Here is a 26,370-nt window from a genome sequence, read left to right as displayed (position 1 = left end):
CTCCCATGTCTTCTCTTGATGCCTCCGCCGCGGCAAAAACCGAAAGCCGCAATGCCAACCGGGCGATGCTGGCCGAGTTCTGGTTCTATTTCTCGCAGAACCGGGGCGCGGTGATCGGCCTGTTCGTGTTCCTGACGCTGGTGCTGATCGCTCTGCTCGCGCCGCTGGTGGCGCCGCATGACCCCAACTTCCAGTATCGCGACAACTTCCTGACGCCGCCGTTCTGGCAGGAGGGGGGCAATGTCAGCTTCCTGCTCGGCACCGATGCGGTCGGGCGCGATATCCTGTCGCGGCTGATCTTCGGCGCGCGCTTTTCCCTGTTCATCGGCGTGGTGGTGGTGACCATCGCCCTGTCCGGCGGCGTGGTCCTTGGGCTGATCGCCGGCTATTTCCGGGGCTGGGTCGATACCACCATCATGCGGGTGATGGACGTGATCCTTGCCTTTCCCTCGCTGCTGCTGGCGCTGGTGCTGGTGGCCGTGCTCGGGCCGGGGCTGGTCAATGCGATGATCGCCATCGCCATCGTGCTGCAACCGCATTTCGTGCGGCTGACCCGCGCGGCGGTGCTCAGCGAGCGCAACCGCGACTATGTGGTGGCGGCGCGGCTGGCGGGCGCCGGCAATCTGCGGCTGATGTTCAAGACCATCCTGCCGAACTGTCTGGCGCCGCTGATCGTGCAGGCGACCCTGTCGTTCTCCAATGCCATCCTCGATGCGGCCGCGCTGGGCTTCCTGGGCATGGGCGCGCAGCCGCCGACGCCGGAATGGGGCACCATGCTGGCCGAAGCGCGCGAGTTCATCCTGCGGGCGTGGTGGGTGGTGACCTTCCCGGGTCTGGCGATCCTGATCACCGTGCTGGCCATCAACCTTGTCGGCGACGGTCTGCGTGACGCGCTCGATCCGAAGCTGAAGCGGAGCTGAGCCAGATGAGTCTTCTGCAAATCCGCAATCTGCGTGTCGAGTTCGACACCGCCGCCGGCCCGTTCCGGGCGCTCGACGGGGTCGACTACACGGTCGAGGCCGGCGAGGTGCTGGCGATCGTCGGCGAATCCGGGTCGGGCAAGTCGGTCGCCATGCTGGCGATGATGGGTCTGTTGCCGGACAGCGCGACGGTGACCGCCGATGAAATGTCTTTCGAGGGCGTTGATCTGCGCAGCCTGAGCACGGCGCAGCGGCGCAAGGTCATCGGCAAGGACATTTCGATGATCTTCCAGGAGCCGATCGCCAGCCTCAACCCGTGTTTCACGGTCGGGTTCCAGCTTCTGGAAACCCTGAAGGCGCATACCGATCTCAACCGGCGGCAGCGCCGGGACCGGGTGATCGAGCTTCTGACCGCCGTGGGCATTCCCGAGCCGGAGCGGCGGGTGAACGCCTTCCCGCATCAGATGTCGGGCGGCCAGTGCCAGCGGGTGATGATCGCCATCGCCACGGCCTGCCATCCCAAGCTGCTGATCGCCGATGAGCCGACCACCGCGCTGGATGTGACCATCCAGAAGCAGATCCTCGATCTGTTGACCGGGTTGCAGCGCGACCACGGCATGGGCCTGATCATGATCACCCATGACATGGGCGTCGTCGCCGAAACGGCGGATCGGGTGGTGGTCCAGTATCAGGGCAAGCAGATGGAAACGGCGGATGTGCTGACGCTGTTCGAGGCGCCGGAGCATCCCTATACCCGCGCGCTGCTGTCGGCCTTGCCGGAGAACGCCACCGGCGACCGGCTGCCGACCGTCAGCGACTACACCGAAGCGTTCGCACGTGAGCAGACGGAGGCGCGGACATGAGCGATGCGATCCTCAAGGTGCGCGACCTGAAACGCGACTACGTCACCAAGGGCGGGATGTTCACCCCGCCGCGCGTGTTGCACGCGGTCAAGGGCGTCAGCTTCGACGTGGAGCGTGGCAGCACCCTGGCGGTGGTCGGCGAATCGGGCTGCGGCAAGTCGACCCTGGCGCGGATGCTGACGATGATCGACGCGCCGACCTCCGGCTCGATCGAGATCGACGGGGCGCCGATCGACATCAATGCCGGCAAGGTGACGCGGGAGATGCGTCAGGCGGTGCAGATCGTCTTCCAGAACCCCTATGGGTCGCTCAACCCGCGCCAGAAGATCGGCGCAGTGCTGGAAGAACCGCTCCTGCTGAACACCTCGACCCCGGCGGCCGAGCGGCGCGACCTGGCGATGGCGATGCTGGAAAAGGTGGGCCTGAAGCCGGAGCATTACGGCCGCTATCCGCACATGTTCTCCGGCGGTCAGCGCCAGCGCGTGGCCATCGCCCGGGCGATCATGCTGAAGCCGAAGCTCCTGGTGCTCGATGAGCCGGTGTCCGCGCTCGATCTTTCGGTGCAGGCGCAGATCCTCAATCTGCTCGCCGATCTGCAGGACGAGTTCAACCTCACCTATGTGTTCATCAGCCACGACCTGTCGGTGGTGCGCTACATCGCCGACCAGGTGATGGTGATGTATTTCGGTGAGGCGGTGGAATACGGCACCCGGGATGCGGTGTTCGACAACCCGCAGCACGACTACACCAAGACCCTGTTCGCTGCGACGCCGCGGGCCGATGTGGCCAGCATCAAGGCGCGGCTGGCGGCCAAGTCGGCGGCTTGAGGCCGGCGATGTGACAGCCCCCCGGCGCGTGGCGCCGGGGGCGCTCTTTCCGGATCACGACAGGCCTTGCTTTTCCCGGTTCGCCGGATCGGGGCGTGCCATCGCGCCGCGAACCGGTTAGGAAGGGGCGAACGAAACGGGAATCGCTCGATGGATTGGTCGCCGCAACAAACCGACGCCCTTACCGAAACCGCGCGCTGGCTGAAAAACCGCGACAAGCAGGTGTTCCGCCTGTTCGGCTATGCCGGCACGGGCAAGACCACGCTTGCCCGGCATCTGGCCGAGGGCATCGACGGGGCTGTGGCCTTCGGCGCCTTCACCGGCAAGGCCGCGCATGTGCTGCGGCAGAAGGGCTGCGCCGACGCCTCCACCATCCATGCGATGATCTACCGCCCGCGCGGGCGCAAGGAGGAGACGGAGGACGAGGAGGAGGGCGCGCTCAGCTTCTCGATCAACCGGGACAGCATCGCCGCCAAGGCCAAGCTGATCGTCATCGACGAATGTTCGATGGTCGATGAGGACCTCGGCCGCGATCTCCTGTCCTTCGGCACGCCCGTGCTGGTGCTCGGCGATCCGGCGCAGTTGCCGCCGGTCAAGGGTGGCGGTTTCTTCACCGAGGCCGAGCCGGACATCATGCTGACCGAGGTGCACCGGCAGGCGCGCGACAATCCGATCGTGCATATGTCGATGCTGATCCGCGAGGGCGGTGAACTGGCCGCCGGCACTTATGGCGACAGCCGCATCATCTCGCGCCGTGAGATCGACGCCGAGGCGATCCTTGCCGCCGATCAGGTGCTGGTTGGCACCAACCGGACCCGCCGGCTGTACAATGGCCGGATCCGCGAGCTGAAGGGCTTCACCACGCCGATGCCCGGTGTTGGTGACAAGCTGGTGTGCCTGCGCAACGACAAGACCAAGGGGCTCCTCAACGGCGGTTTGTGGACGGTCGACCGGCTGCGCCCCTCCAAGGGAAACACCATCCGGTTCGACATTCGTCCCGAGGACGATGCGGGCGGCCGGGCGAAGGTCAGCGTCAAGGTGCTGCCGGGCTTGTTCGAGGATGGTGCCGAGCAGATCCCCTATGCCCTGCGCCGCCGCTCCGACGAATTCGACTACGGCTATGCGCTGACCGTGCACAAGGCACAGGGCTCGCAATGGGATGATGTGGTTCTGTTCGATGAAAGCTGGGCGTTCCGCGAACATCAGGCGCGCTGGCTCTATACGGCGGTGACGCGGGCGGCGGAACGGATCACCGTGGTGCGCTGATCGCGGCAGGCCACGCGCGGAAAAAAAACCGGCACGCGGGCGCGCGCCGGGACAGTTTATCAGTTGGGCCGGACGGGTCAGCTTGCCGGCAACAGCACGGTGTCGATCACATGGATCACGCCGTTCGACTGGTCCAGATCGGCAGCGATTACGGTCGCCATGTTGCCCTGGCCGTCTTCCAGCATGATCTTGCCACCTTCGCTCTTGGCGGTGAAGACGCAGCCGCCCACGGTCTCGACCGGATGGGAGCCGCCGCCATCGGCGATCAGCTTGGCGATGGCGCTGGACATCGCCTCGGCGGCGACCACATGGCAGGTCAGGATCTTGGTGAGCTGCGCCTTGTTCTCAGGCTTCAACAGGGTGTCGACCGTGCCGTCCGGCAGCTTGCCGAAGGCGTCGTTGGTGGGAGCGAACACCGTGAACGGGCCAGACCCCGACAGGGTTTCGACCAGCCCGGCGGCCTTGACCGCGGCGACCAGCGTGGTGTGATCGCTGGAGGCGGCGGCGCGTTCCACAATGGTCTTGGAGGCGGACATCTGCGCATCCGCCGCGGCGAGGGTCGCGGCGCCCACCGGCAGGACGGCGGCGAGCAGGGCGCCGGCAAGGGTGTTGCGGGCAAGCGTCTTGAGGGAAACAGTCATCTTGAATTCCTCTGTTCTCAGCTGTTTTCTGTCGTAGCCCCGTGGAAAGCTACGCAGCGTCTTGGCGCCTGGTTCAGTCCGGCGCGCGAAAAAAATCTGAACAGCGGACGGGAGAGGCGCGGCGTCGGTCTTTTGCTTTGCCGGCGTCCCGAGTAGGGTCTGGCGCCCGTCACAAGACGGATGATTGACGAAAGTGAAGAGCCTGATCATGTCCGAGCCGATTGAACCTGCCGCAGTCGCCACCGGGAAGAACCAGCCGCCGGCCCCCGGGGTCGCGGCGCAGATCGCCCGCCGTATCGCCGGGGAGCTTGCCTGCCGGCCGGAGCAGGTGGCGGCGACGGTGGCGCTCTTGGATGAAGGGGCGACCGTGCCCTTCGTCGCCCGCTACCGCAAGGAAGCGACCGGTGGGCTCGACGACACCCAGCTGCGCACACTGGAAGAGCGGCTCGTCTACCTGCGGGAAATGGAAACGCGGCGGTCGGCGATCCTGAAATCCATCGAGGAACAGGGCAAGCTGGAGCCGGATCTGGCGGAGCGGATCCGTGCCGCCGACAGCAAGGCGCAGCTTGAGGATCTTTATCTGCCCTTCAAGAAGAAGCGGCGGACCAAGGCGCAGATCGCCCGCGAGGCGGGGCTGGAGCCGCTGGCCGATGGGCTGCTTGGCGACCCGTCCCAGAACCCGGAGCAGGTGGCCGCCGGCTATGTGGATGCGGACAAGGGCGTTGCCGATGTGAAGGCGGCGCTCGACGGGGCGCGGCAGATCCTGATGGAGCGGTTTTCCGAGGATGCGGCGCTGGTGGGGCGGCTGCGCAACCACCTGATGCGCGGCGGTCAGTTGCGCTCCCGCGTCGTCTCCGGGCAGGAGGAGGCCGGGGCCAAGTTCTCCGACTATTTCGAGCATCAGGAGAAATGGGCGGACATCCCGAGCCACCGGGCGCTGGCGCTGATGCGCGGGCGCAACGAGGGGATTCTGGCGCTCGATCTGGTGGTTGACGCGGAGGACACCGCGCCGGTCAGGCCGGTGGAGCGGATGGTGATGACCGCCGCCGGGATCGAGGATAGGGGGCGTCCGGCCGACAAGTGGCTGATGGACTGTGCCCGCTGGGCCTGGAAGGTGAAGCTGGCGCTGCATCTGGAGCTGGAGCTGATGAACAGCCTGCGCGAGCGCTCCGAGGATGAGGCGATCCACGTGTTCGCGCGCAATCTCAAGGATTTGCTCTTGGCCGCGCCGGCCGGGCGCAAGTCGGTGCTCGGTCTTGATCCGGGCATTCGCACCGGCGTCAAGGTGGCGGTGGTCGATGGCACCGGCAAGCTGATCGAGACGGCGACGATCTACCCGTTCCAGCCGCGCAACGATGTCAGCGGTTCGCGCGCCACCCTGCAGGCGCTGATCGCCCGGCACGATATCGCCCTGGTGGCCATCGGCAATGGCACCGCCAGCCGCGAGACCGACCGTCTGGTCGCCGATTGCCTCGCCGATATTCCGGCGGACCGGAAGCCGGTCAAGGTGATCGTCAACGAGGCGGGCGCGTCGATCTATTCGGCCAGCGCGCTGGCGGCGAAGGAGCTGCCGGATGTGGATGTGTCCCTGCGCGGGGCGGCCTCGATTGCCCGGCGGTTGCAGGATCCGCTGGCGGAACTGGTGAAGATCGAGCCGAAGTCCATCGGCGTCGGCCAGTATCAGCATGACGTCAACCAGACCAAGCTGGCGCGCTCGCTCGACGCGGTGGTCGAGGATGCGGTGAACGCGGTCGGCGTCGACCTCAACACCGCCTCGGTGCCGTTGCTGACCCGGGTGTCGGGCCTGTCGGAGGGGCTCGCCAGCGCGATTGTCGCGCACCGGGAGGCGCAAGGGGCGTTCCGCACCCGCAAGGATCTGCTCACCGTGCCCCGGCTCGGTCCGAAGGCGTTCGAGCAATGCGCCGGCTTTCTGCGGATCCCGGGTGGTGACAATCCGCTGGATGCCTCCTCGGTGCACCCGGAAGCCTATCCGCTGGCCAAGCGCATCGTTGCCGCCTGCGGCCGCTCGCTCGACGAGGTGATGGGCCATCCGGAGCGGCTTCGGGCGCTCGATGCGGAAGAGTTCACCGACGAGCGCTTCGGCCTGCCGACCGTGCGCGACATTCTGGCGGAACTGGAAAAGCCGGGCCGCGATCCGCGTCCGGAATTCCGCACCGCCCGGCTGCAGGATGGGGTGGAGACCCTGTCCGACCTGCGGCCCGGCATGGGGCTGGAAGGCACGGTCACCAACGTCACCAATTTCGGCGCCTTCGTCGATATCGGCGTGCATCAGGACGGGCTGGTGCATGTGTCGCAGATCGCCGACCGGTTCGTGCGCGATCCGTCCGAGGTGGTGAAAGCGGGCGATATCGTCCGGGTCCGGGTGATCGAGGTCGATCTGCCGCGCAAGCGCATCGCCCTGTCCATGCGCAAGGACGGCGGCGCGGACGCGGGCCAGACCGCCGGCGGTGCGCGCGGCAAATCCACCGGGCCGAAGGGCGGTGACCGGTCCGGGCCGAAAACAGGATACGGGAAATCCGGCGGTCCGAAGTCTGGCGGTTCGAAGTCTGGCGGACAGCGCCAGGGCGGCGGCGCTGCGCCGGATCAGAACAGCGCCATGGCGGCGGCGCTGGCCGCCGCGTTCAACAAGAAAAAGAAATAACGAGGCAAGCGGCCGGCCCCCATTCGGAGGCCGGCCGGATTTTTCCGTGGATCGCCGGCTTACTCGAAACTGGCGTCGAGGCTCGGCGTGCCGGGAAGTCCCTCGTAGGTGAGGCGGACGCTCATGCCCGGCTTCATCGGCGTCAGCGGTCCGAAGGTGCCGACCGAGACGAGATCGCCGGGCGCCAGCGCCTTGCCTTGCGCCTTCAGGGTCTTGGCGACCCAGATCACCGCATTGAGCGGATGACCAAGCACCGCCTTGCCGGGCGCGGCGGACAGCGTCTCGCCGGTCTTGGCATCGGTCATGCGGGCGGTGAAATCGGCCAGCATGGCAACGCCGGCGTCGCCCTCGGGCAGGGCGATCAGGTCACCCATCACCCCCTTCCAGGCACCGACATTGATGGCGGTGATGGCCGCGCCGTCCAGCTTGGTGTCCGGCCCGACGACCAGGGCGGGCAGTTCCAGGAAGGGCCGCACGCCACGGATCGAGGCCAGCACCTCGGCCGGCGTGGTGGCCTCGTTGACGGCGGCATCGCCGATCTCGACGATCATATCCGCCTCGAACAGGGGGCGCACCGCCTCGGCCGGGCGCACCGTCGCGCCCGATTCAAGGATCATGCCCTTCAGCAGGGTGCCGAACACCGGCTCGCTGACGCCGAAGGCCTTTTGCGCCGGCGGCGAGGTCAGGCCGGCCTTGTAGCCGATCACCGGACCGAGGCTTTCCGTCAGCCGGGCGACCAGCATGTCCTGGGCGCATTGGCCGTCGGCAAGCGGCGCGCCGGCGGCGATGGCCAGGGGCGCGGGCTCGGCGGCTTGCCGTGCGGCGAAGAAGGCGTCGACGGCGGCGTCATCCGGACAGGCGGCGCTTGCCGCACCGGTCAGCGCGAAGGCGATCGCCGCGGCGATCAAGGGCATTTTCATGAGTGTCTCCCCCCAAAAAGAAAAAGGCCGCGCCGTTTCCGGCGCGGCGAAAGGCTTATTCGGCCTCGTCGGCGGAGCCGGCGTTCAACTGACTGTAGCGTTCCACGCCGATCTTCTCCAGAAGGTCGAGCTGGGTTTCGAGGAAGTCGATGTGGCCTTCCTCGTCGGTCAGCAGCTCCTCGAACAGATGCATCGACACATAGTCGCCTTCTTCGCGGCAGATGTCGCGCGACTTGGCGTAGGAGGTGCGGGCCTCATGCTCGCCGGCCAGATCGGATTCCAGCACTTCCCTGACGTCCTGGCCGATGCGCAGCGGGGCAACGCTCTGCAGGTTGGGATGGCCTTCCAGGAACAGGATCCGCGCGACCAGCTTGTCGGCGTGCTGCATCTCCTCGATGGATTCCGCGCGCTCCTTCTTGGCCAGCTTGGTCAGGCCCCAGTCGTCCAGCATCCGGTAATGCAGCCAATACTGGTTGACCGCGCCAAGCTCCAGAAACAGGGCCTCGTTCAGACGCTCGATAACCTTCTCACTGCCCTTCATTCCATCAACTCCTCTATGCATCTTCCGGGGACACGCATCGCGTCATGCGCTGCGGATTCGCGGCATCTTAGTTTAGAATTATTCCAAATTCCAGAGCGGAGACCATCCGACTGCCCCGATCTACGGCGGACCGACGAGATTGGTTTTTCGGTGAACCGATCGCGGTCTGATTGCGTTTATCCTCCAGACGGCACAACGAGGAATGACCAATGTCATATGCGATTGGGTTTCTGGGCTCGGCCATCGTCTTCCTTGCCCTCGACTATCTGTGGTTGGGGCATCTGGCCGGTGGATTTTATCGGGAGAGACTTGGCAGCCTGATGGCGGATCAGGTGAATTTCGCCGTCGCGGCGGCGTTTTACACCGTCTATGTGGTCGGGATCGTCATCTTCGCGGTGGCGCCGGCGCTGCGCAGCGGCCAGTGGTGGGACGCGGCCGTCTATGGCCTGCTGTTCGGCTTCTTCGCCTATGCCACCTATGATTTCACCAATCTGGCGACCTTGCGTGACTGGCCGCTCGACGTGACCCTCGTGGATGTCGCCTGGGGCGCCTGCCTGACCGGCGTCTCCGCCACCTGCGGTTTCCTTGTCGCCCGCGCATTGGGGTGAGGGGCGGGGGCAGGCCTGGACCGCTTGCCTTTGCCCGCTTGCCTTTGCCTGCTTGCCTTTGACTGTGGGCATCGCGCATGGTGCGGCGGCTTTGAAATTCAGCAGTTCAGCGGAGGGGATAGATGGCGGGTGCGGGAGATGTGGTGCTGGTGACCGGGGCGTCCTCCGGCATCGGGCGGGCCTGCGCGGTGGCGTTTCTGGAGGCCGGCTACCGCACGGTGCTGACCGGGCGGCGGGCCGAGCGGCTGGCGGAAACCGCTGCCCTGTCGTCGGCTGGTCGCGAGAACGCCCTGTGCATTGCCTGTGATGTCACCGATCCGGTGGCGGTCGATGATCTGTTCGGCGGCATCGCCGACAGGTATGGCCGGCTCGACGTGGTGTTCAACAATGCGGGCACCAACGTGAAGGGCGCCACCGTGGGCGACACGTCCTTCGAGGAGTGGCGCCGGGTGCTGTCGGTCAATCTGGATGGGGCGTTCCTGATCGCCCGGGCCGCCTTCATCGCCATGCGCGATCAGGACCCGCAAGGCGGGCGTATCATCAACAACGGCTCGATCTCTGCCCATGTGCCGCGCCCGGGTTCGGCGCCCTACACCGCCTCCAAACATGCGATCACCGGGCTGACCCGCTCGCTGTCGCTGGATGGGCGGGGCTGCAACATCGCCTGTGGTCAGATCGACATCGGCAATGCGGCGTCGGACATGACCGAGGCGATGCAGCAGGGCGTGCCGCAGGCGGACGGCTCCCTGCGTGCCGAACCGGTGATGGATGTCGCCAACGTAGCCAATGCGGTGCTGCATATGGCGAGCCTGCCGCTCGACGCCAATGTGCAGTTCATGACGGTGATGGCGACCGCGATGCCCTATATCGGCCGGGGCTGACGGGGCGGGCGGCACTGCCGTTCGATCAGACAGTGATTCGATCAGACAGTGAGATGGGCGCGCACCGCCTGTTCGTCCAGATCGGATTTCTCGCCGGAAAGGACGATGGTGCCCCGATCCATCACCGCGAACCGGTCGGCGAGATCGCGGGCGAACTCGAAATACTGTTCCACCAGCAGGATCGCCATCTCGCCGGTTTCGCGCAGATAGGAAATCGCCCGGCCGATGTCCTTGATCACGGACGGCTGGATGCCTTCCGTCGGCTCGTCGAGCAGCAGCAGCGATGGCCGCATGACCATCGCCCGGCCGATCGCCAGTTGCTGTTGCTGTCCGCCGGAAAGGTCGCCGCCGCGCCGGTGCAGCATGTCGGCAAGGATCGGAAACAGCTCGAACACGGTATCGGGAATGAACCGGCTGGCCCGTGGGAGCGGGGCGAAACCGGTCTCCAGGTTCTCGCGAACGGTGAGCTGGGGGAAGATGTCGCGCCCCTGCGGCACCAGGGCAATGCCCTGCCGCGCCCGCCGATGGGCGGGCAGGTGCGCGATATCCGCGCCGCGCCAGAGGATGCGGCCGCCGGAAATCGGCTGCTGGCCGGCAATGGCGCGCAAGGTGGAGGTCTTGCCAACGCCGTTGCGGCCCATCAGACAGGTGATCCGGCCGGGCTCGGCCTGAAGGCTGACGCCCTTCAGCGCTTGCGCAGCGCCATAGGAGAGGTCGATGGCCTCGACGGTCAATGTGCCCATGGCCCTCGGGTCGGGCCGGTGTCCGCTAGCGTCCGAGATAGACATCGATCACCTTCCGGTTTGCTGAGACATGGTCGAGCGAGCCTTCGGCCAGCACCGATCCCTCGTGCAGCACGGTCACCTTGACATCGAGCGCCCGCACGAACGCCATGTCATGTTCGACCACCACCACCGAGTGGGTCCGGGCGATGTCGCGCAACAGCTCGGCGGTGGCCGCCGTTTCCGCATCGGTCATGCCGGCGGCGGGTTCGTCGATCAGGAGAAGCTGCGGGTCCTGGGCCAGCAGCATGCCGATCTCCAGCCATTGCTTCTGGCCATGGCTGAGCCCGCCGGCCGGCGCGGCCCGCAGGTGCGCCAGGCGGATCAGCGACAGCAGGTCGTCGATGCGCTGGCGTTCGTCATCGCCTGTCACATGGAACAGGGCGGCGAAGGGGCCGCGCCGGCCCTTCAGCGCCAGCGCCAGGTTGTCCTCCACCGTGTGGCTTTCGAACACGGTCGGTTTCTGGAACTTGCGGCCAATGCCGAAGCCGGCGATGTCCGCTTCGTCATGGCGGGTGAGGTCGATGGTCTCGCCGAAGCGCAGGGTGCCGCTGTCGGGCCGGGTCTTGCCGGTGATGACATCCATCATGGTGGTCTTGCCGGCGCCGTTCGGGCCGATGACCGCGCGCATCTCCGTGCGCGCGACCACCATTGAGAGGTTGTTCAGCGCCTGGAAGCCGTCGAAGGCGACACTGACCCCGTCGAGATAGAGCAGGGTGTCATGCCGGTGAGGATCGGGCTGGCCGGGCATGGTTGGGGGGGCATGGTGGGGCATGGTCATTCTCCTACTCCGCCGCCGCCGGCGCCTTGGTGCGCGCGTCAGGCGGGGCCTTGGATCGGGCGCTGGTGGCGTTGGCCCACAAGCGAGGCAGGCTGCCGACAAGGCCCTTGGGCAGGAACAGGGTCACGGCGATGAACAGCGCGCCGAGGGCGAAGAGCCAGAGTTCGGGCAGGGCGGCGGTGAACCAGCTCTTGGCGAAATTCACCAGGCCGGCGCCAAGGACCGGGCCGACCAGCGTGCCGCGCCCGCCGATGGCCACCCAGATCACCGCCTCGATGGAGTTGGCCGGGGCGAATTCGCCCGGGTTGATGATGCCGACCTGGGGCACGTAGAGGGCGCCGGCGAGCCCGGCCATCATCGCCGAAACGGTCCAGACGAACAGCTTGTAGTGCTCGACCCGATAGCCGAGGAAACGGGTGCGGCTTTCCGCGTCGCGCACGGCAACCAGCACCTTGCCGAGCCTTGAGGAGGTGATGGCGACGCACAGCACGAAGGCAAGGCCGAGGGCGAGCGCCGAGGCGGCGAACAGCCCGGCGCGGGTCGCATCGGACTGCAGGTCGAAGCCGAGAATCTCCTTGAAATCGGTCAGGCCGTTGTTGCCGCCAAAGCCCATGTCGTTGCGGAAGAACGCCAGCAGCAGCGCGTAGGTCATCGCCTGGGTGATGATCGACAGGTAGACGCCGCCGACGCGGGCGCGAAAGGCGAACCAGCCGAAGACGAAGGCGAGGAGGCCGGGGACAACAAGCGCCATCGCCAGGGCGACGGGAAAGGCGTCGAAGCCGAGCCAGTACCAGGGCAGTTCCTGCCAGTCGAGGAAGACCATGAAATCCGGCAACAGCGGATCGCCATAGACGCCGCGCGGGCCGATCTGCCGCATCAGGTACATGCCCATGGCATAGCCGCCAAGGGCGAAGAAGGCGGCATGGCCAAGGGAGAGGATGCCGCAATAGCCCCAGACCAGATCGAGCGCCAGCGCCAGCAGCGCATAGGTCAGGTACTTGCCGGAAAGCGTCACCGCATAGGTCGGCATGTGCAGGGGGTGCCCTGCGGGGAGGCCGAGGTTCAGAGCCGGAACGAGCACACCGGCCGCCGCCAGCAGCGCCAGGAAGACCCAGCTGCCCCGGGTCATGCCATGGGTGAAGAACCGTCGTGTCATGGGGCCGGCCTTTCTGGCGTTTTGCCGCGTGCGCGCGTCATGCCTCCACCGCCCGCCCCTTGAGGGCGAACAGGCCGCGCGGGCGCTTCTGGATGAACAGGATGAGGAAGACGAGGACCAGGATCTTGGCCAGCACGGCGCCGGCGAAGGGCTCCAGGAACTTGTTGGCGATGCCAAGGCTCATGGCCCCGAGCAGGGTCCCCCAGAGATTGCCGACCCCGCCGAACACCACCACCATGAAGCTGTCGATGATGTAGGATTGGCCGAGGTTGGGCGACACATTGTCGATCTGCGACAGGGCGACGCCGGCAATGCCGGCGATGCCGGAGCCGAGCCCGAAGGTGAGCGCGTCGACCAGCGGCGTGCGGATGCCCATGGAGGCGGCCATGCGCCGGTTCTGGGTGACGGCGCGGATGGTCAGGCCGAAGCGGGTCTTCCTCATCGCCGCGATCAGCGCGGCGAACAGGGTGAGCGAGAAGACGAGGATCCACAGCCGGTTGTAGGTGATGGTCAGCTGGCCGAGTTCGAAGGCGCCGGACATGAAGGAGGGGCTGCCGACCTCCCGGTTGGTCGGGCCGAAGAGGGTGCGCACCCCCTGTTGCAGGATCAGAGACACCCCCCAGGTGGCAAGCAGGGTTTCCAGCGGCCGGGCATGGAGAAAGCGGATCACGCCGCGCTCGATGGCGATGCCGACAAGGCCGGTGACGAGGAAGGCGGCGGGCAGGGCGACCACCAGGGCATAGTCGATCAGCCCCGGCGCGAGCGCGCCGAAAAGGCCCTGCACCATGAAGGCGGTGTAGGCGCCGAGCATCACCATCTCGCCATGGGCCATGTTGATGACCCCCATCACGCCGAAGGTGATGGCAAGGCCGATGGCCGCCAGCAGCAGCACCGAGCCGAGCGACAGGCCGTACCAGATGTTGCGGGCGACATCCCACAGCGCCTGGCTTCGTTCCATGCGGGCGACGGCAGCCTTGGCCTGCGCCGCAAGGGGCGCGTCCCCGGCGGTGGCGATGCTTGCGACAATTGCCATGGCCTCGCGGTCGCCGCGGGCGGCGAGCAGGTCGATGGCCGCGCTCTTTTCCTCGGCGCTGCGGTCGGAGGCCAGCACCGCCGCCGCCCGTGCGGCCTGCATGACGGCGGCCACCTGAGGATCGGTCTCGCGGGCAAGTGCCTGGTCCAGCGCTTCGACCGCTTCCCCATCGCGGGTCTTGAGGATCGCTTTGGCGGCCGCAAGTCGTCGGGCCGGATCGGACGCGCTCAAGGTGAGGGCGCCAAGGGCGGCGCGGATTGTCCGCCGCAGCCGGTTGTTGACGCGGATCTTCTTGACCTCGCGGCGTCCGGCGGTGCCGACGTCTTGCAAGCTCAGCGGTTCGGTGAGCCGATAGCCGCCGCCGGCGCTGCGGGCGATGAAGACCGCGCCATCGGCCTCGCGGCGGTAAAGATCTCCGCCAGCGAGCGCTTCCAGCGCCGGGACGGCACGGGCATCGCCAAGGGCGGCGAGCGCGGCGATCCGTTTCTCGGTCTCAGCAAAGGAACCCTTCGCCAATGCGGCGATGGCCGCGCGCAGATCGGCGCTTTCCTCGGCGCGGGCCAGGCTGCCGGCAAGGGAGGCGCCCAGCACGAGGGCGAGGAGCAGCAGGGCACGAAGGGCGGGGATCGCCTGGGCCGGAGGCAAAAGGCAAGCTCGGATCATGGGACCTCTGGACGACTTGGGTGCGGGCGGAGCCGATGCGGCGGCGCCGGCGTTGAGCGCAGCGCGAGGCAAGGTCGGGGGAGGCGGATACATTGTCCGCCCCCCTCCCTCTGGATGCGAAGGTCAGGCGCCTGTCAGCTGCCCGAACCGCCGCACTTACCCGTTGCGGTGTTGAAGTTTCCGCAGGCCATCGGCGGGCGCCAATCGGCGATCAGGTCCCTGGAGCCGTCCAGATAATCGGACCAGGCATCGCCGACCACGAGCCCGGGCGTTTCCCAGACTGTCTCGAACTGGCCATCGTCCTGGATCTCGCCGATCAGCACCGGCTTGGTGATGTGGTGGTTCGGCATCATCGCCGAATAGCCGCCGCTGAGGTTGGGCACGGTGACGCCGACGATGGCGTCGATCACCGCATCCGGTTCGGTGCTGCCGGCCTTCTCCACCGCCTTCACCCACATGTTGAAGCCGAGGTAATGGGCCTCCATCGGATCGTTGGTGACCCGTTCGCCGTCGCCGGTGAAGGCGCGCCAGGTCTCGACGAAGGCGGCGTTCGCTTCCGTGTCGACCGACTGGAAGTAGTTCCAGGCGGCGAGATGGCCGACCAGCGGGCCGGTGTCGAGCCCGGCCAGTTCCTCCTCGCCGACGGAAAAGGCGATGACCGGAATGTCCTCCGCCTTGATGCCGGCATTGCCCAGCTCCTTGTAGAAGGGGACATTGGCATCGCCATTGATGGTGGAGACCACGGCGGTCTTCTTGCCGGCCGAGCCGAAGGCCTTGATATCGGCGACGATGGTCTGCCAGTCGCTGTGGCCGAACGGGGTGTAGCTGATCATGATGTCCTCGGCGGCAACGCCCTTGGACTTCAGGTAGGTCTCCAGGATCTTGTTGGTGGTGCGCGGATAGACATAGTCGGTGCCGGCCAGCACCCAGCGTTCCACCCCTTCCTCCTGCATCAGGTATTCGACGGCGGGGATCGCCTGCTGGTTCGGCGCCGCGCCGGTGTAGAACACGTTGCGCTGGCTTTCCTCGCCCTCATACTGGAGCGGGTAGAACAGCAGCCCGTTCAGCTCCTCGAACACCGGCAGCACCGATTTGCGCGATACGGAGGTCCAGCAGCCGAAGACGGCGGCGACCTTCTCGACCTCGATCAGCTCCCGCGCCTTTTCGGCGAACAGCGGCCAGTCGGAGGCCGGATCGACAACCACCGCCTCCAGCTTCTTGCCGAGCACGCCGCCCTTGCGGTTCTGCTCCTCGATCAGCATCAGCACGGCATCCTTCAGGGTCGTCTCGGAAATCGCCATGGTTCCCGAAAGCGAATGCAGGATGCCGATCTTGATGGTGTCCTCGGCGCGCAGGCCCTGGGGCGTTGCCGTCGCCAGAAGTGCCGCAAGCGCCAGGCCCGCCGTTGTCTTCAATACCGCCGCAGTCATCGCTGTCCCCCTGTCTCATGTCGCCGTCACCGGCATGACAAGAGGGGACTTCAAGATGCATGCCAGATGCAGGGGAAATGTTTATCGGCGGGAATTGTCAAATTAATTGAATGGCTTGGTTCGAAAGCCCGCAGGCCGACGGGCACGCCGGAGGGAAGGGCGGCGTGCCCGGCTGCGCCGCAGAATTTTGCGCTGCAGCGAAAAATTGCACAGAAATCTTGCAGTGCAACCTGGTCGGCGGCGGGCTACCCAGCGGCGACGGTGCCCTCGGCCTCGTGAGCACCGATTTCCGTCTCGCTGAGCCCAAGCACCTCGGCGAGAACCTGGCGGGTGTGCTGGCCGAGCATCGGCGGGGCGACCTTGTCGTTCACCGGCGTGCGGGAGAAGCGCAAGGGGCTGGCGACACCGGGCGCGGTGGCGCCACTGGCGTGGGCCATCTGGGTGGCGAGGCCGCGCGCCAGCGCCTGCGGCTCCTGGAACACCTCGGCGATGGTATTGATCGGGCCGCAAGGAACGCCGGCGGTTTCCAGCGCGGCGATCCAGTCGGCGGTGGTGCGCTTGGTCAGCATCTCGGCGATCTGCGGCACCAGGGTGTCCCGGTTGGCGACCCGCGCCTGATTGCTGAGGTAGCGCGGATCGGTGGCCAGTTCCGGCCGGCCGGCGATCTCGCAGAAGCGGGCGAACTGCCCGTCATTGCCGACGGCGAGAATGAGATGGCCATCGGCGGTCTCGAACGCCTGATAGGGCACGATGTTGGGATGGGCATTGCCCAGCCGCACGGGGGCGGTGCCGGACACCAGATAGTTGAGCGACTGGTTGGCAAGGGCGGCGACCTGAACATCGAACAGCGCCAGGTCGATGTGCTGGCCTTCACCGGAGCGCTCACGCTCGGCGAGCGCGCCGAGAATGCCGATGGTGGCGTAAAGCCCGGTGAGAATGTCGGTCAGGGCGACGCCGACCTTCTGCGGTCCGCCGCCGGGCCGGCCGTCGGCCTCGCCGGTGACCGACATCAGCCCGCCCATGCCCTGGATCATGAAATCGTAGCCGGCGCGGGCGGCATAGGGGCCGGTCTGACCGAAGCCGGTGATCGAGCAATAGATCAGGCGCGGATTGACCTCTTTCAGGCTGTCATAGTCGAGCCCGTATTTCTTCAGCCCGCCGAGCTTGTAATTCTCCACCAGAATGTCGGAGCGCTTGGCGATCTCCAGCACCAGGTGCCGGCCTTCCTCGCGCGAGAGGTCGACGGCGACCGATTTCTTGCCCCGGTTGGCGGAGAGGAAATAGGCGCTTTCCCGGGTCTCGTTGCCGTCCGCGTCCTTGAGGAAGGGAGGGCCCCAGCCCCGGGTGTCGTCGCCGGCGCCGGGCCGTTCGATCTTGATCACCTCGGCGCCCATGTCGGCGAGCGCCTGGGTGGACCAGGGTCCGGCAAGAACCCGCGACAGGTCGAGAACACGCAGATGGGAAAGAGGGCCGGTCATGAAGTCGCTCACCACTGGGAATGATCTTGTCTTCGGTCATAGCCCCGGCGGGGGCGGACGTCCAATGACTTGCGGTCCCGACCCCATTCCTCCCGGTCTTGCTGCTTTCGGGTGTGTGGTCAGGTGATGTCGGGGGCGATATCGAGGGTCATTCCGGCGCTCTCCAGCGCCTGGGTCAGAGGCGGGGTGGGCGGCCGGTCGGTGATCAGCCGGGTCCCTGTGGGGATATCGGTCAGCCGGACGGGGGCGGGCCGGTCGATCTTGCTGTGGTCGGCCAGCAGCACGGGGCGGCGGGCAGCGGCGAGCATGGCACAGCGCAGGGCGGCGCCATCTCGGCTGAAGTCGGACACCAGCCGGTCGGCGCTGAGCCCGCCAACGCCGACAAAGGCAATGTCGACGGTGTAGCCGCGCAGCATGTCGATGGCATCGAGCCCCTGGGTCGCTTCCTCATCCGTGCCGAGTTGTCCGCCCAGCACATGCACGGCGCGGGCGCTGGCCCTGAGATCAAGGGCGATGCGCAGATCGTTGGTGAAGATGCTGAGGCCGCTGCGCCGGGCCAGCAGCTCGGCCAGCATCCGGGTGCTGGTGCCGGAATCGATCAGCACCGAGGCGTTGTCGGCAACGAGGCCGGCGGCATGGCGGGCCATCGCCCGTTTGCCCTCCGGGTTGGTCTGGGTGCGCTCCTCCACTGGCGGTTCCTGCGCATCGGCGATCACCGCGCCGCCGCGCACCTGGCGCAGGCAATTGGCCTCGGCCAAGAGGGCGATGTCCTTGCGCAGGGTCTCGCGGGAGACGCCAAGCCGGTCGCTGAGGGCGCGGATCGTCACCGCCTGATGACGGTCCAGCTCCTCCAGGATCAAGGCCCGGCGGTGCTCGGCGGGAAAAGGGGATGTGTCGCTCACCTGAACAAGGATCCTGTCTGGTTTCATCGCGCGGAGACTGGTCGCCGAAGGCCGCGGTTGGCAAATCCGGTATATCACGAATTTTGCAAAATAACGAAAATATTTGCAAAGTTTTGCAAAGCGTGATCTGTCTTGATCCCGTTGGATCACCTGCATCGGAGCCCTGCCATGTCGCCAGCACCCGTTCCCTCCCAGGCGGAAATCGTCATCATTGGCGGCGGCATCGTCGGCGCCAGTCTCGCCTATCACCTGACGAAGCTCGGCAAGCGGGATGTGGTGCTGCTGGAACAGGGCAAGCTCTCGGGCGGCACCACCTGGCACGCGGCCGGCCTTGTCGGCCAGTTGCGCTCGCATGAGAGCATGACCCGGCTGATCCGCGCCTCCACCGAGCTGTATGCCGGGCTGGAGGCGGAGACCGGACTTGCCACCGGCTGGAAGAACTGCGGCTCGTTGACCGTTGCCCGCAGCGCGGAACGGATGACGGTGCTGCGGCGCACCGCCGCCTCTGCCCGGGCGCAAGGGGTGGAGATCGAGGTGCTGAGCCCGGCGGAAGCGGGCGCGCTCTGGCCGGTGATGGCGACGGAGGATCTGGTTGGCGCGGTGTGGCTGCCGGGCGATGGCAAGGCCAACCCGACCGACCTCACCCAGTCGCTGGCGCGGGGCGCGCGCCAGGGCGGCGCGCGGATCATCGAGGGTGTGCGGGTCACCGGCGTGACGACGGCGAAGGGCGCGGTCACCGGCGTTGAGACCGATCACGGGGCGATCACCGCCCGGACGGTGGTCAATTGTGCCGGGCAATGGGCGCGCAAGGTCGGAGCGATGTGCGGCGTCGACGTACCGCTGCATTCGGCCGAGCACATGTATATCGTCACCGGCAAGATGGCCGGGGTTCATCCGGACCTGCCGGTGATGCGCGATCCGGACGGCTATATCTATTTCAAGGAAGAGGTTGGCGGCCTCGTCATGGGCGGCTTCGAGCCAGAGGCCAAGCCCTGGGGCATGGAAGGCATTCCCGACGATTTCGTCTTCCAGCTCCTGCCGGACGACTGGGACCAGTTCCAGATCCTGATGGAAAACGCGCTGCAGCGGGTCCCGGATCTGGAGAAGGCGGAAATCCGCCAGTTCTACAACGGGCCGGAGAGCTTCACGCCGGACAACAATTTCATTCTCGGCGAGGCGCCGTCCTTGCGTAATTTCTTCGTCGGCGCCGGGTTCAACTCCATGGGCATCGCCAGCGCCGGCGGGGCCGGCATGGCGCTGGCCGAATGGATCGTCAACGGCGCGCCGACCCAGGACTTGTGGCCGGTCGACATCCGCCGCTTCGGCCGGTTCAACAACAACCCGCGCTGGCTGCATGACCGGGTGAAGGAGACGCTCGGCCTGCATTACGCCATGCCCTGGCCGAACCGGGAGCTGGAGACCGCCCGCCCCTTGCGCAAATCGCCGCTCTATGACCGGCTGGCGGCAAAGGGCGCGGTGTTCGGCTCGAAGATGGGCTGGGAGCGGGCCAACTGGTTCGCCGGGCCGGGGGAGGAGCGGGCGACCCGCTATTCCTTCGGTCGGCAGAACTGGTTCGAGGCGGTGGGCCGCGAGCACAGGGCCGTGCGCGAGGCCGTGGCGGTGTTCGACCAGACCTCCTTCGCCAAGTTCCTGTTTCAGGGCAAGGACGCGGTGACGGTGCTGAACCGGATCTGCGGGGCCAATGTGGACGTGCCGGTGGGGCGCTCGGTCTACACCGGGCTCTTCAATGCGCGCGGTGGCTATGAAAGCGATCTGACGGTGATGCGGCGCGGGCCGGACAGCTTCCTGATCGTGACCGGCACCGCGCAGCCGGTGCGGGATGCGGACTGGATCCGCCGGCAGATCCCGGAAGGCGCCGCAGCGGTGCTCACCGATGTCACCTCCGCCCATGCGGTCCTCAGTGTGATGGGGCCGCAGGCGCGCACCCTGCTTTCCCGGCTGACCGATGCGGATCTGGGCAGTGACGCCTTTCCCTTCGCCAGCCACCGGGAGATCGATCTCGGCCATGCCACGGTGCTGGCCAACCGCATGACCTATGTGGGCGAGCTTGGCTTTGAGCTCTACGTGCCGGCGGAATTCGCCGCCGGGGTCTATGACGCGCTGTTCGAGGCCGGTGCCGATCTCGGGCTGCGGGACGCGGGTTACTACGCGCTGGAGGGGCTGAGGCTGGAAAAGGGCTATCGGGCCTGGGGGCGGGAACTCGACCCGGATGTCACCCCGTTCGAGGCCGGCCTCGCGTTTGCCGTCGATTTCGACAAGCCTGGCGGCTTCATCGGCCGGGAGGCGCTGCTGGAGCGTCGCGGGACACCGCCCCGCCGGCGGGTCGTGCAATTGGTGGTCGGCGATCCGCAGGCGGTGGCCTGGGGCGGGGAACTGGTGCTGCGCAATGGAGAGCCGGTGGGCGATCTGCGCTCCGCCGCCTATGGCTTCTCCCTCGGCGGGCCGGTGGCGCTGGCGATGGTGCGGGCCGAAGGCGGTGTCGATGCGGCCCATGTCGCGGACGGCACATGGGAGGTCGATATCGCCGGCCAGCGCTATCCGGCAACCGCATCCCTTCGCCCGGCCTATGACCCGCGCGGCGCCCGGATCAAGGCATGAAGTGGGGGCGGGCCTTGCGTCAGCCGGTGGGCTGTTCGTCCGTCCGGCTTTCGGCGGCGATTTCGAAGAAGGCGGAAATCAGCTTGGCCTGGGCGCGCTCGCTGAGGCAGAGCAGGGCTTCTTCCATGTGCATGTCGGCATCCAGGATCGGGATGATCGCCAGCCGCGGATCGTGGCCGAACTCGGCCTGGGAGACGACGCCGACGCCAAGGCCGGTGGCGACGATCTCGCGCACGGCCTCGCGCCCCTCCGCCTCGATGGCGATCTGCAGGGGCAGGCCACGCCGGTGCACCTCATCCTCGAACTTCTGCCGGGTCTTGGAGCCGTTCTCGCGCAGGATCAGCGGCTGGGAGCAGATTTCGGCAAGGGTCGCCCCGCTCCGCTGGCTCCAGGGGTGGGAGCGGGCGACAAAGGCGATCAGCGGTTCGCTGCCCAGGGTCCTGGCCTTGAAGCCGGGACGCTCGATCATCTCGCCGAGCACGCCCACATCGGCGGCATAGTCGCCAAGCGCCTTGAGCACGGTTTCGGTGTTGCCGCTGCGAATGGAAATCTCGATGCCCGGATAGCGCTGCTTGAACGGCGGCAGCAGATGCAGGAGGTGAAGGGCGCTGTCGGCGATGATGCGCAAGCTGCCGGTGCGCAGGTCCCGCGCCTCGGACAAGAACTCCATCGCCTGGTTTTCCGTATCGAACATGCGCCGGGTGATCTCCAGCAGCCCGTGTCCGGTATCGGTCAACGAGACCTGGCGCTTGTTCCGGTAAAACAGCGCGATGTCATACTCTTCCTCCAGCTTGCGCACCTGGTCGGAGACCGCCGGCTGGGTCAGCCCGAGGACATCCGCCGCCTTGGAAAAGCCGCCGGCCATGGCGACGTTGTGAAAGGCGCGCAACTGCACATACCGCATTCCGGGTCCTCGATTTCTCATGCCGGCAAACACCTGGACAAGACAGGCGCGCTCGGCGCACAGATGTCTTTTATATTAATTCATGCGATACGTCGTATCGAAATTAGCGATTTGACTTATGGGCTTCGCCAATCGTTTCCTTGTAGCGTAAGGTTTGCGCCCAGTCGCACCGGCAAAACGACAAAACAACCTGCCGGGCGGCGAGTGAACCGATCACCTTCGCGGATGGAGACTTATATGGGAACGGTAGCACAGACCTTTGGCCGCATTGCAGGATTCGCCGCGGTCGCCACGCTCGCCATTGGCATCGAGGCGGCCGCGGCGCGGGAGAAGATCACGGTCTACACGGCGGTCGAACCGGAGGAGCTGACCGGGTTTGCCGAAGCCTTCGAGGCGGACAACCCGGACTATGAAATCCAGTGGGTGCGCGATTCCACCGGCGTGATCACGGCGAAGCTGCTGGCGGAGGGGGAGAACTCGCCGGCGGATATCGTCTGGGGTCTTGCCGCCACCAGCCTTCTGATGATGGCCGACCGGGGCCTTCTGGAGGGCTACGCACCGGCCGGGGTCGACAAGCTGTCGCCGGCGCTGATGGACAAGCAGTCGCCGCCGCGCTGGGTCGGCCAGCGCGCCTGGGTGGCTTCGCTCTGCGTCAACACCTATGAGGCGGAGGCCAAGGGCCTGCCGATGCCGACGAGCTGGCAGGATCTGCTGAAGCCGGTCTACAAGGGTCATATCGTCATGCCGAACCCGGCCTCTTCGGGCACCGGGTTCCTCGATGTGTCGAGCTGGATGCAGATCTGGGGCGAGGACATGGCCTGGTCCTACATGGACGGCTTGCACGAAAACATCGGCATCTACACCCATTCCGGCTCCGCCCCGTGCAAGATGGCCGGGCGCGGCGAATATCCGATCGGCGTCTCCTTCGCCTACAAGGGCGCACAGCTCAAGAGCGACGGCGCGCCGGTGGCGGTGATCGCCCCGTCCGAGGGGCTCGGCTGGGACCTTGAGAGCTTCGGCATCATGAAGACGGCCAAGAACAAGGCCGGCGCCAAGGCCTTCGCCGATTGGTCCGTTACCGAAAAGGCCAACCGGATGTACAACGAGGCCTATGCGGTGGTGGCCATGCCGGGCATCGCCAAGCCGGTCGATAACTTCCCGGAGAACATCCAGGACAAGATGATCGACAACGATTTCGGCTGGGCGGCTGAAAACCGCAAGCGTATCCTTGAAGAGTGGGAAAAGCGCTACGGCTCGAAGTCCGCGCCGAAATAAGCGGCACATCAGCGAGACCGGCCGGCGCGTCCGGCCGGACTTCTTCCTTCTTTCCAATCAGCTCGGAAGGATCGCCGGTCATGAACATGGCAGCGAAACGCCCGGCCCTTGCCCAGTCGGCGCGCCTGTCGCCCGAACCCGAGGCAGCGGAGAGCGATGTGTTTCTTGAAATCCGGGACGTCTGCAAGCGCTTCGGCGACTTCTCGGCCCTTGCCGATATCTCGCTGACGATCGAGCGCGGCTCGTTCGTCTGCTTCCTCGGCCCCTCGGGCTGCGGCAAGACCACCTTGCTGCGGTCGATCGCCGGCCTGGAGCGCCAGTCCTCGGGGCGGATCGTCCAGGACGGGCGGGATATCTCCAACCTGCCGCCCTCGCAGCGCGATTTCGGCATCGTCTTTCAGTCCTATTCCCTGTTTCCCAATCTCACCGTCAACGCCAATGTCGGCTATGGCCTGGTCAATCAGGGTCTGCCCAAGGCGGAAATCGCCAAGCGGGTGCAGGAGCTCCTGGAACTGGTGCATCTGCCCACCTCGGGGCGCAAGTATCCGGCGGCGCTGTCGGGCGGCGAACAGCAGCGGGTGGCACTGGCGCGGGCGCTGGCGATGCAGCCGGGCCTGTTGCTGCTCGATGAGCCGTTGAGCGCGCTCGATGCCAAGGTGCGGGTGGATCTGCGCCACGAGATGAAGGACCTGCAGCGCCGGCTTGGCGTCACCACCGTGATGGTGACCCACGACCAGGAGGAGGCGCTGGCGCTCGCCGATATCGTCGTTGTCATGAGCAAGGGCAAGATCGAGCAGGTCGGCACGCCGATGGAGGTCTATTCCCGCCCGCAAAGCGCCTTCGTCGCCGATTTCGTCGGGCACATGAACCTGTTGCGTGGCCGCATCGGCGCGGACGGTTCGGTGCGCATCGGCGAACAGGCCCTGTCGCTCGACACGGCCCAGGTGCCGGACCGGGCCAGCGAGGTGCTGGTCAGCTTCCGGCCCGAGGACGTGGTGTTCCGCGGGCTGGAAGAGACGGCGGAAAACCGCTTCCTCGGCTATGTGGAGAGCATCGACTTCCTCGGCTCCTTCAGCCGGGCACGGGTGCGGGTCGACGGTTTTGAGGGGGAAGCCTTCGACGCCGATCTTTCCGCCAACATCCTGCGCGATTTCGGCATCAGCGAAGGCAGCACGCTGCCGTTTTCCCTGCCAAGAGACCGGCTGTGCGTCTATCCCGGCGATGAACGCACCGCCGGCGGGCGGGCGCAGCCGGCGGCGGAGGCCGGGGCATGAGCGCAGCCGACAGCACCGCTTTTGCCGGGCGGGCGCCGATCGACGGCGGCCGTCTGGTGTCGACGCTGGGACTGCTGGCGGGCGTCGGGCTGCTCATCGTCTTCGTCGCCGCGCCGCTGGCGACGATCTTCATCAAGAGCCTACAGGATGACTTCGGCGCCTATGTCGGGCTCGCCAACTTCGCCAAGTACTTCTCGTCCGCCGGGTTGATCCAGTCGATCTTCAACTCGGTCGAGATCGCCCTGGTGGTCACGGTTCTCGCCTGTCTTCTCGCCTTCGGCTACGCCTATGCGCTGACCCGGACCTGCATGCCCGGGCGCGGCCTGTTCCGGGCGATTGCCATGATCCCGATCCTGGCGCCGTCGCTGCTGTCGGCGATTGCGCTGATCTATCTGTTCGGCAATCAGGGGATGATCAAGGGGCTGTTGTTCGGCAACTCGATCTACGGGCCGATCGGCATCGTGCTCGGCATCACCTTCTATGTGTTTCCCCATGTGCTGATGATCATGGTAACGGCGCTGTCGACCGCCGATGCGCGGCTCTACGAGGCGGCGGAGGCGATGGGCACCTCGCGCTGGCGGGCGTTCTGGACCATCACCATTCCCGGCGCGCGCTACGGGCTGATCAGCGCCGGCTTCGTCGTCTTCACCCTGACGATCACCGATTTCGGCGTGCCCAAGGTGATTGGCGGCAACTTCAATGTTCTGGCGACGGATATCTACAAGCAGGTGGTCGGCCAGCAGAGCTTTTCCATGGGCGCCGTCGTCGGCCTGATCCTCCTGTTCCCCGCGATCATCTCGTTTTCCGTCGACCGGATCGTGCGGCGCAAGCAGGTGGCGCAGCTTTCGGCGCGGGCGGTGCCTTACGTGCCGGTGCCGAACAAGACCCGCGACCGGGCCTTCCTCGCCTTTTGCTCGCTGGTCGCGGTGTTCCTGATTGGCATCATCGGCACGGCGGTGTTCGCCTCGCTGGTGACCTACTGGCCGTACAATCTGACCCTGTCGCTGGTGCATTACGACTTCAACGCCATCGACCCGAACGGCTGGGCCTCCTTCACCAATTCGCTGGAAATGGCCGCCTGGACGGCGGTGATCGGCACCAGCGTGATCTTCCTCGGCGCCTATTTCGTCGAGAAGTCGGACGGGCTGCCGTTTGCCCGCGGTCTGCTGCACATGCTGGCGATGATCCCGATGGCGGTGCCCGGCCTGGTGCTGGGTCTTGCCTATGTGTTCTTCTTCTCCAATCCGCTCAATCCGCTGAGCGGGTTCTACGGCACGATGGCGATCCTGGTGCTGTCGACGGTGGTGCATTTCTACACGGTCTCGCACCTGTCCTTCGTCACCGCGCTGAAGCAGGTGGATCGGGAGTTCGAAGCGGTCTCCGCCTCGCTCAAGGTGCCGGCCTACAAGACCATGTGGCGGGTGCATGTGCCGATCTGCCTGCCCTTGATTATCGACGTGGCGATCTATCTTTTCCTGAATGCGATGACGACCGTCTCGGCGGCGGTGTTCCTGTATGCGCCGGATACGAAACTGGCCTCCATCGCCGTCCTGAACATGGATGACGTCGGCGATCAGGCGCCGGCGGCGGCGATGGCCATCATGATCGTGCTGACGTCGGTGTGCGTGAAGCTCGTTCAGGTGGTGGCGACCGGCTCCCTGCTGCGCCGAACCAGTGTCTGGCGCCGGCGGGACGGGCACTAGAGTAGCGCCGCGCGCATCTGCGAGGTGGGTGCGCGCGGCAGATCGGCGGAAGGCCGATCCGATTGTCATATGTAGCGGTTAGGGTCGCCCATGCGGGCGTGTCACCGGTTTCGCGGACCGGCGGGGTGTAGTGCCCCGGGAGGTCGCAAAGCCACCGCAATCCTGGGTGATATTGGACGATTCGACCGGAGAAACCTGCCCGCGACCCGCGCGGCGGGGGCGTGGCGATTCCCGGGTCGGC

Annotated in this window: 22 protein-coding genes; 11 read left to right on the top strand and 11 right to left on the bottom strand. The window is 66.4% G+C overall.

All coding sequences use genetic code 11. From position 1 onward, the window contains the following. The first annotated feature begins 5 nt into the window (after nt 1–5). From LC062_RS07475 to LC062_RS07460, 4 genes are all read left to right on the top strand, one after another. On the top strand, nt 6–920 hold the full coding sequence (locus tag LC062_RS07475) for an ABC transporter permease subunit (RefSeq protein ID WP_224910422.1): 915 nt from the start codon (nt 6–8) through the stop codon (nt 918–920). A 5-nt stretch (nt 921–925) separates the two neighbouring features. Continuing rightward, on the top strand, nt 926–1,783 hold the full coding sequence (locus LC062_RS07470) for an ABC transporter ATP-binding protein (RefSeq protein ID WP_224910421.1): 858 nt from the start codon (nt 926–928) through the stop codon (nt 1,781–1,783). After that, nucleotides 1,780–2,610 carry a dipeptide ABC transporter ATP-binding protein gene (locus tag LC062_RS07465; protein WP_224910420.1) on the top strand — a complete coding sequence of 277 codons (831 nt, stop codon included), beginning with the start codon at nt 1,780–1,782 and terminating at the stop codon, nt 2,608–2,610. The genes LC062_RS07470 and LC062_RS07465 overlap by 4 nt, the downstream gene beginning before the upstream one ends. Before the next feature lie 150 nt (nt 2,611–2,760). Further along, the gene (locus tag LC062_RS07460) at nt 2,761–3,876 is read left to right on the top strand and encodes an ATP-dependent DNA helicase (RefSeq protein WP_224910419.1); all 1,116 of its coding nucleotides are present in this window, start codon (nt 2,761–2,763) and stop codon (nt 3,874–3,876) included. Nucleotides 3,877–3,953: 77 nt separating this feature from the next. Here LC062_RS07460 and LC062_RS07455 read toward each other — a convergent pair whose 3' ends face one another. Beyond that, the gene (locus LC062_RS07455; RefSeq protein ID WP_224910418.1) at nt 3,954–4,517 is read right to left on the bottom strand and encodes a fasciclin domain-containing protein; all 564 of its coding nucleotides are present in this window, start codon (nt 4,515–4,517) and stop codon (nt 3,954–3,956) included. A 208-nt stretch (nt 4,518–4,725) separates the two neighbouring features. Between LC062_RS07455 and LC062_RS07450 the strand changes: the two genes are divergently transcribed. Beyond that, a complete protein-coding gene (locus LC062_RS07450) occupies nt 4,726–7,179 on the top strand; it encodes a Tex family protein (protein ID WP_224910417.1) in 2,454 nt (817 codons plus the stop codon). Between the two features lie 59 nt (nt 7,180–7,238). On the opposite strand, the gene LC062_RS07445 is transcribed toward LC062_RS07450, so the two are convergent. Together LC062_RS07445 and bfr are read right to left on the bottom strand one after the other, a co-directional pair. Further along, on the bottom strand, nt 7,239–8,099 hold the full coding sequence (locus LC062_RS07445) for a 2-keto-4-pentenoate hydratase (RefSeq protein WP_224910416.1): 861 nt from the start codon (nt 8,097–8,099) through the stop codon (nt 7,239–7,241). A 55-nt stretch (nt 8,100–8,154) separates the two neighbouring features. Continuing rightward, complete coding sequence (gene bfr / locus LC062_RS07440; RefSeq protein WP_224910415.1) at nt 8,155–8,640, bottom strand: bacterioferritin; 486 nt, start codon at nt 8,638–8,640, stop codon at nt 8,155–8,157. Between the two features lie 209 nt (nt 8,641–8,849). On the opposite strand from bfr, the gene LC062_RS07435 reads away from it, so the two are divergent. Continuing rightward, nucleotides 8,850–9,248 (top strand): DUF2177 family protein, encoded by a 399-nt coding sequence (locus LC062_RS07435; RefSeq protein ID WP_224910414.1) that lies wholly within the window; start codon nt 8,850–8,852, stop codon nt 9,246–9,248. Nucleotides 9,249–9,370: 122 nt separating this feature from the next. Beyond that, nucleotides 9,371–10,129, top strand: a complete 759-nt coding sequence (locus LC062_RS07430) for an SDR family oxidoreductase (protein ID WP_224910413.1) — start codon at nt 9,371–9,373, stop codon at nt 10,127–10,129. A 41-nt stretch (nt 10,130–10,170) separates the two neighbouring features. Here LC062_RS07430 and urtE read toward each other — a convergent pair whose 3' ends face one another. The 7 genes from urtE to LC062_RS07395 form a co-directional block, all read right to left on the bottom strand. After that, nucleotides 10,171–10,872, bottom strand: coding sequence for an urea ABC transporter ATP-binding subunit UrtE (gene urtE / locus LC062_RS07425; RefSeq protein ID WP_224910412.1), 702 nt, complete (start codon nt 10,870–10,872; stop codon nt 10,171–10,173). Nucleotides 10,873–10,897: 25 nt separating this feature from the next. Next, a complete protein-coding gene (urtD, locus tag LC062_RS07420) occupies nt 10,898–11,686 on the bottom strand; it encodes an urea ABC transporter ATP-binding protein UrtD (RefSeq protein ID WP_224910411.1) in 789 nt (262 codons plus the stop codon). Between the two features lie 10 nt (nt 11,687–11,696). Beyond that, nucleotides 11,697–12,848, bottom strand: a complete 1,152-nt coding sequence (gene urtC, locus LC062_RS07415; protein ID WP_224910410.1) for an urea ABC transporter permease subunit UrtC — start codon at nt 12,846–12,848, stop codon at nt 11,697–11,699. 37 nt (nt 12,849–12,885) lie between these two features. Continuing rightward, the gene (gene urtB, locus LC062_RS07410) at nt 12,886–14,544 is read right to left on the bottom strand and encodes an urea ABC transporter permease subunit UrtB (protein WP_224910409.1); all 1,659 of its coding nucleotides are present in this window, start codon (nt 14,542–14,544) and stop codon (nt 12,886–12,888) included. A 134-nt stretch (nt 14,545–14,678) separates the two neighbouring features. Continuing rightward, nucleotides 14,679–15,974, bottom strand: a complete 1,296-nt coding sequence (gene urtA / locus LC062_RS07405) for an urea ABC transporter substrate-binding protein (RefSeq protein ID WP_224910408.1) — start codon at nt 15,972–15,974, stop codon at nt 14,679–14,681. Between the two features lie 245 nt (nt 15,975–16,219). Next, complete coding sequence (locus tag LC062_RS07400) at nt 16,220–17,452, bottom strand: CaiB/BaiF CoA transferase family protein (RefSeq protein ID WP_224910407.1); 1,233 nt, start codon at nt 17,450–17,452, stop codon at nt 16,220–16,222. A 119-nt stretch (nt 17,453–17,571) separates the two neighbouring features. Then, complete coding sequence (locus tag LC062_RS07395; RefSeq protein ID WP_224910406.1) at nt 17,572–18,354, bottom strand: DeoR/GlpR family DNA-binding transcription regulator; 783 nt, start codon at nt 18,352–18,354, stop codon at nt 17,572–17,574. A 168-nt stretch (nt 18,355–18,522) separates the two neighbouring features. On the opposite strand from LC062_RS07395, the gene LC062_RS07390 reads away from it, so the two are divergent. Beyond that, nucleotides 18,523–20,973, top strand: coding sequence for a GcvT family protein (locus LC062_RS07390; protein ID WP_224910405.1), 2,451 nt, complete (start codon nt 18,523–18,525; stop codon nt 20,971–20,973). Nucleotides 20,974–20,992: 19 nt separating this feature from the next. Here LC062_RS07390 and LC062_RS07385 read toward each other — a convergent pair whose 3' ends face one another. After that, nucleotides 20,993–21,877, bottom strand: coding sequence for a LysR substrate-binding domain-containing protein (locus tag LC062_RS07385; protein WP_224910404.1), 885 nt, complete (start codon nt 21,875–21,877; stop codon nt 20,993–20,995). 237 nt (nt 21,878–22,114) lie between these two features. Between LC062_RS07385 and LC062_RS07380 the strand changes: the two genes are divergently transcribed. From LC062_RS07380 to LC062_RS07370, 3 genes are all read left to right on the top strand, one after another. Next, on the top strand, nt 22,115–23,152 hold the full coding sequence (locus LC062_RS07380; RefSeq protein ID WP_224910403.1) for a putative 2-aminoethylphosphonate ABC transporter substrate-binding protein: 1,038 nt from the start codon (nt 22,115–22,117) through the stop codon (nt 23,150–23,152). Between the two features lie 80 nt (nt 23,153–23,232). Next, nucleotides 23,233–24,426, top strand: a complete 1,194-nt coding sequence (locus LC062_RS07375; RefSeq protein WP_224910402.1) for a putative 2-aminoethylphosphonate ABC transporter ATP-binding protein — start codon at nt 23,233–23,235, stop codon at nt 24,424–24,426. Further along, complete coding sequence (locus LC062_RS07370) at nt 24,423–26,129, top strand: putative 2-aminoethylphosphonate ABC transporter permease subunit (protein WP_224910401.1); 1,707 nt, start codon at nt 24,423–24,425, stop codon at nt 26,127–26,129. The genes LC062_RS07375 and LC062_RS07370 overlap by 4 nt, the downstream gene beginning before the upstream one ends. The last annotated feature ends 241 nt before the right edge of the window (nt 26,130–26,370 follow it).

This window comes from Stappia indica (assembly GCF_020177335.1).
GTDB classification, from domain to species: Bacteria; Pseudomonadota; Alphaproteobacteria; order Rhizobiales; family Stappiaceae; genus Stappia; species Stappia indica_B.
Note: the sequence above shows the minus strand (reverse complement) of the source record. Positions and strands in the feature narration are given on the sequence as shown.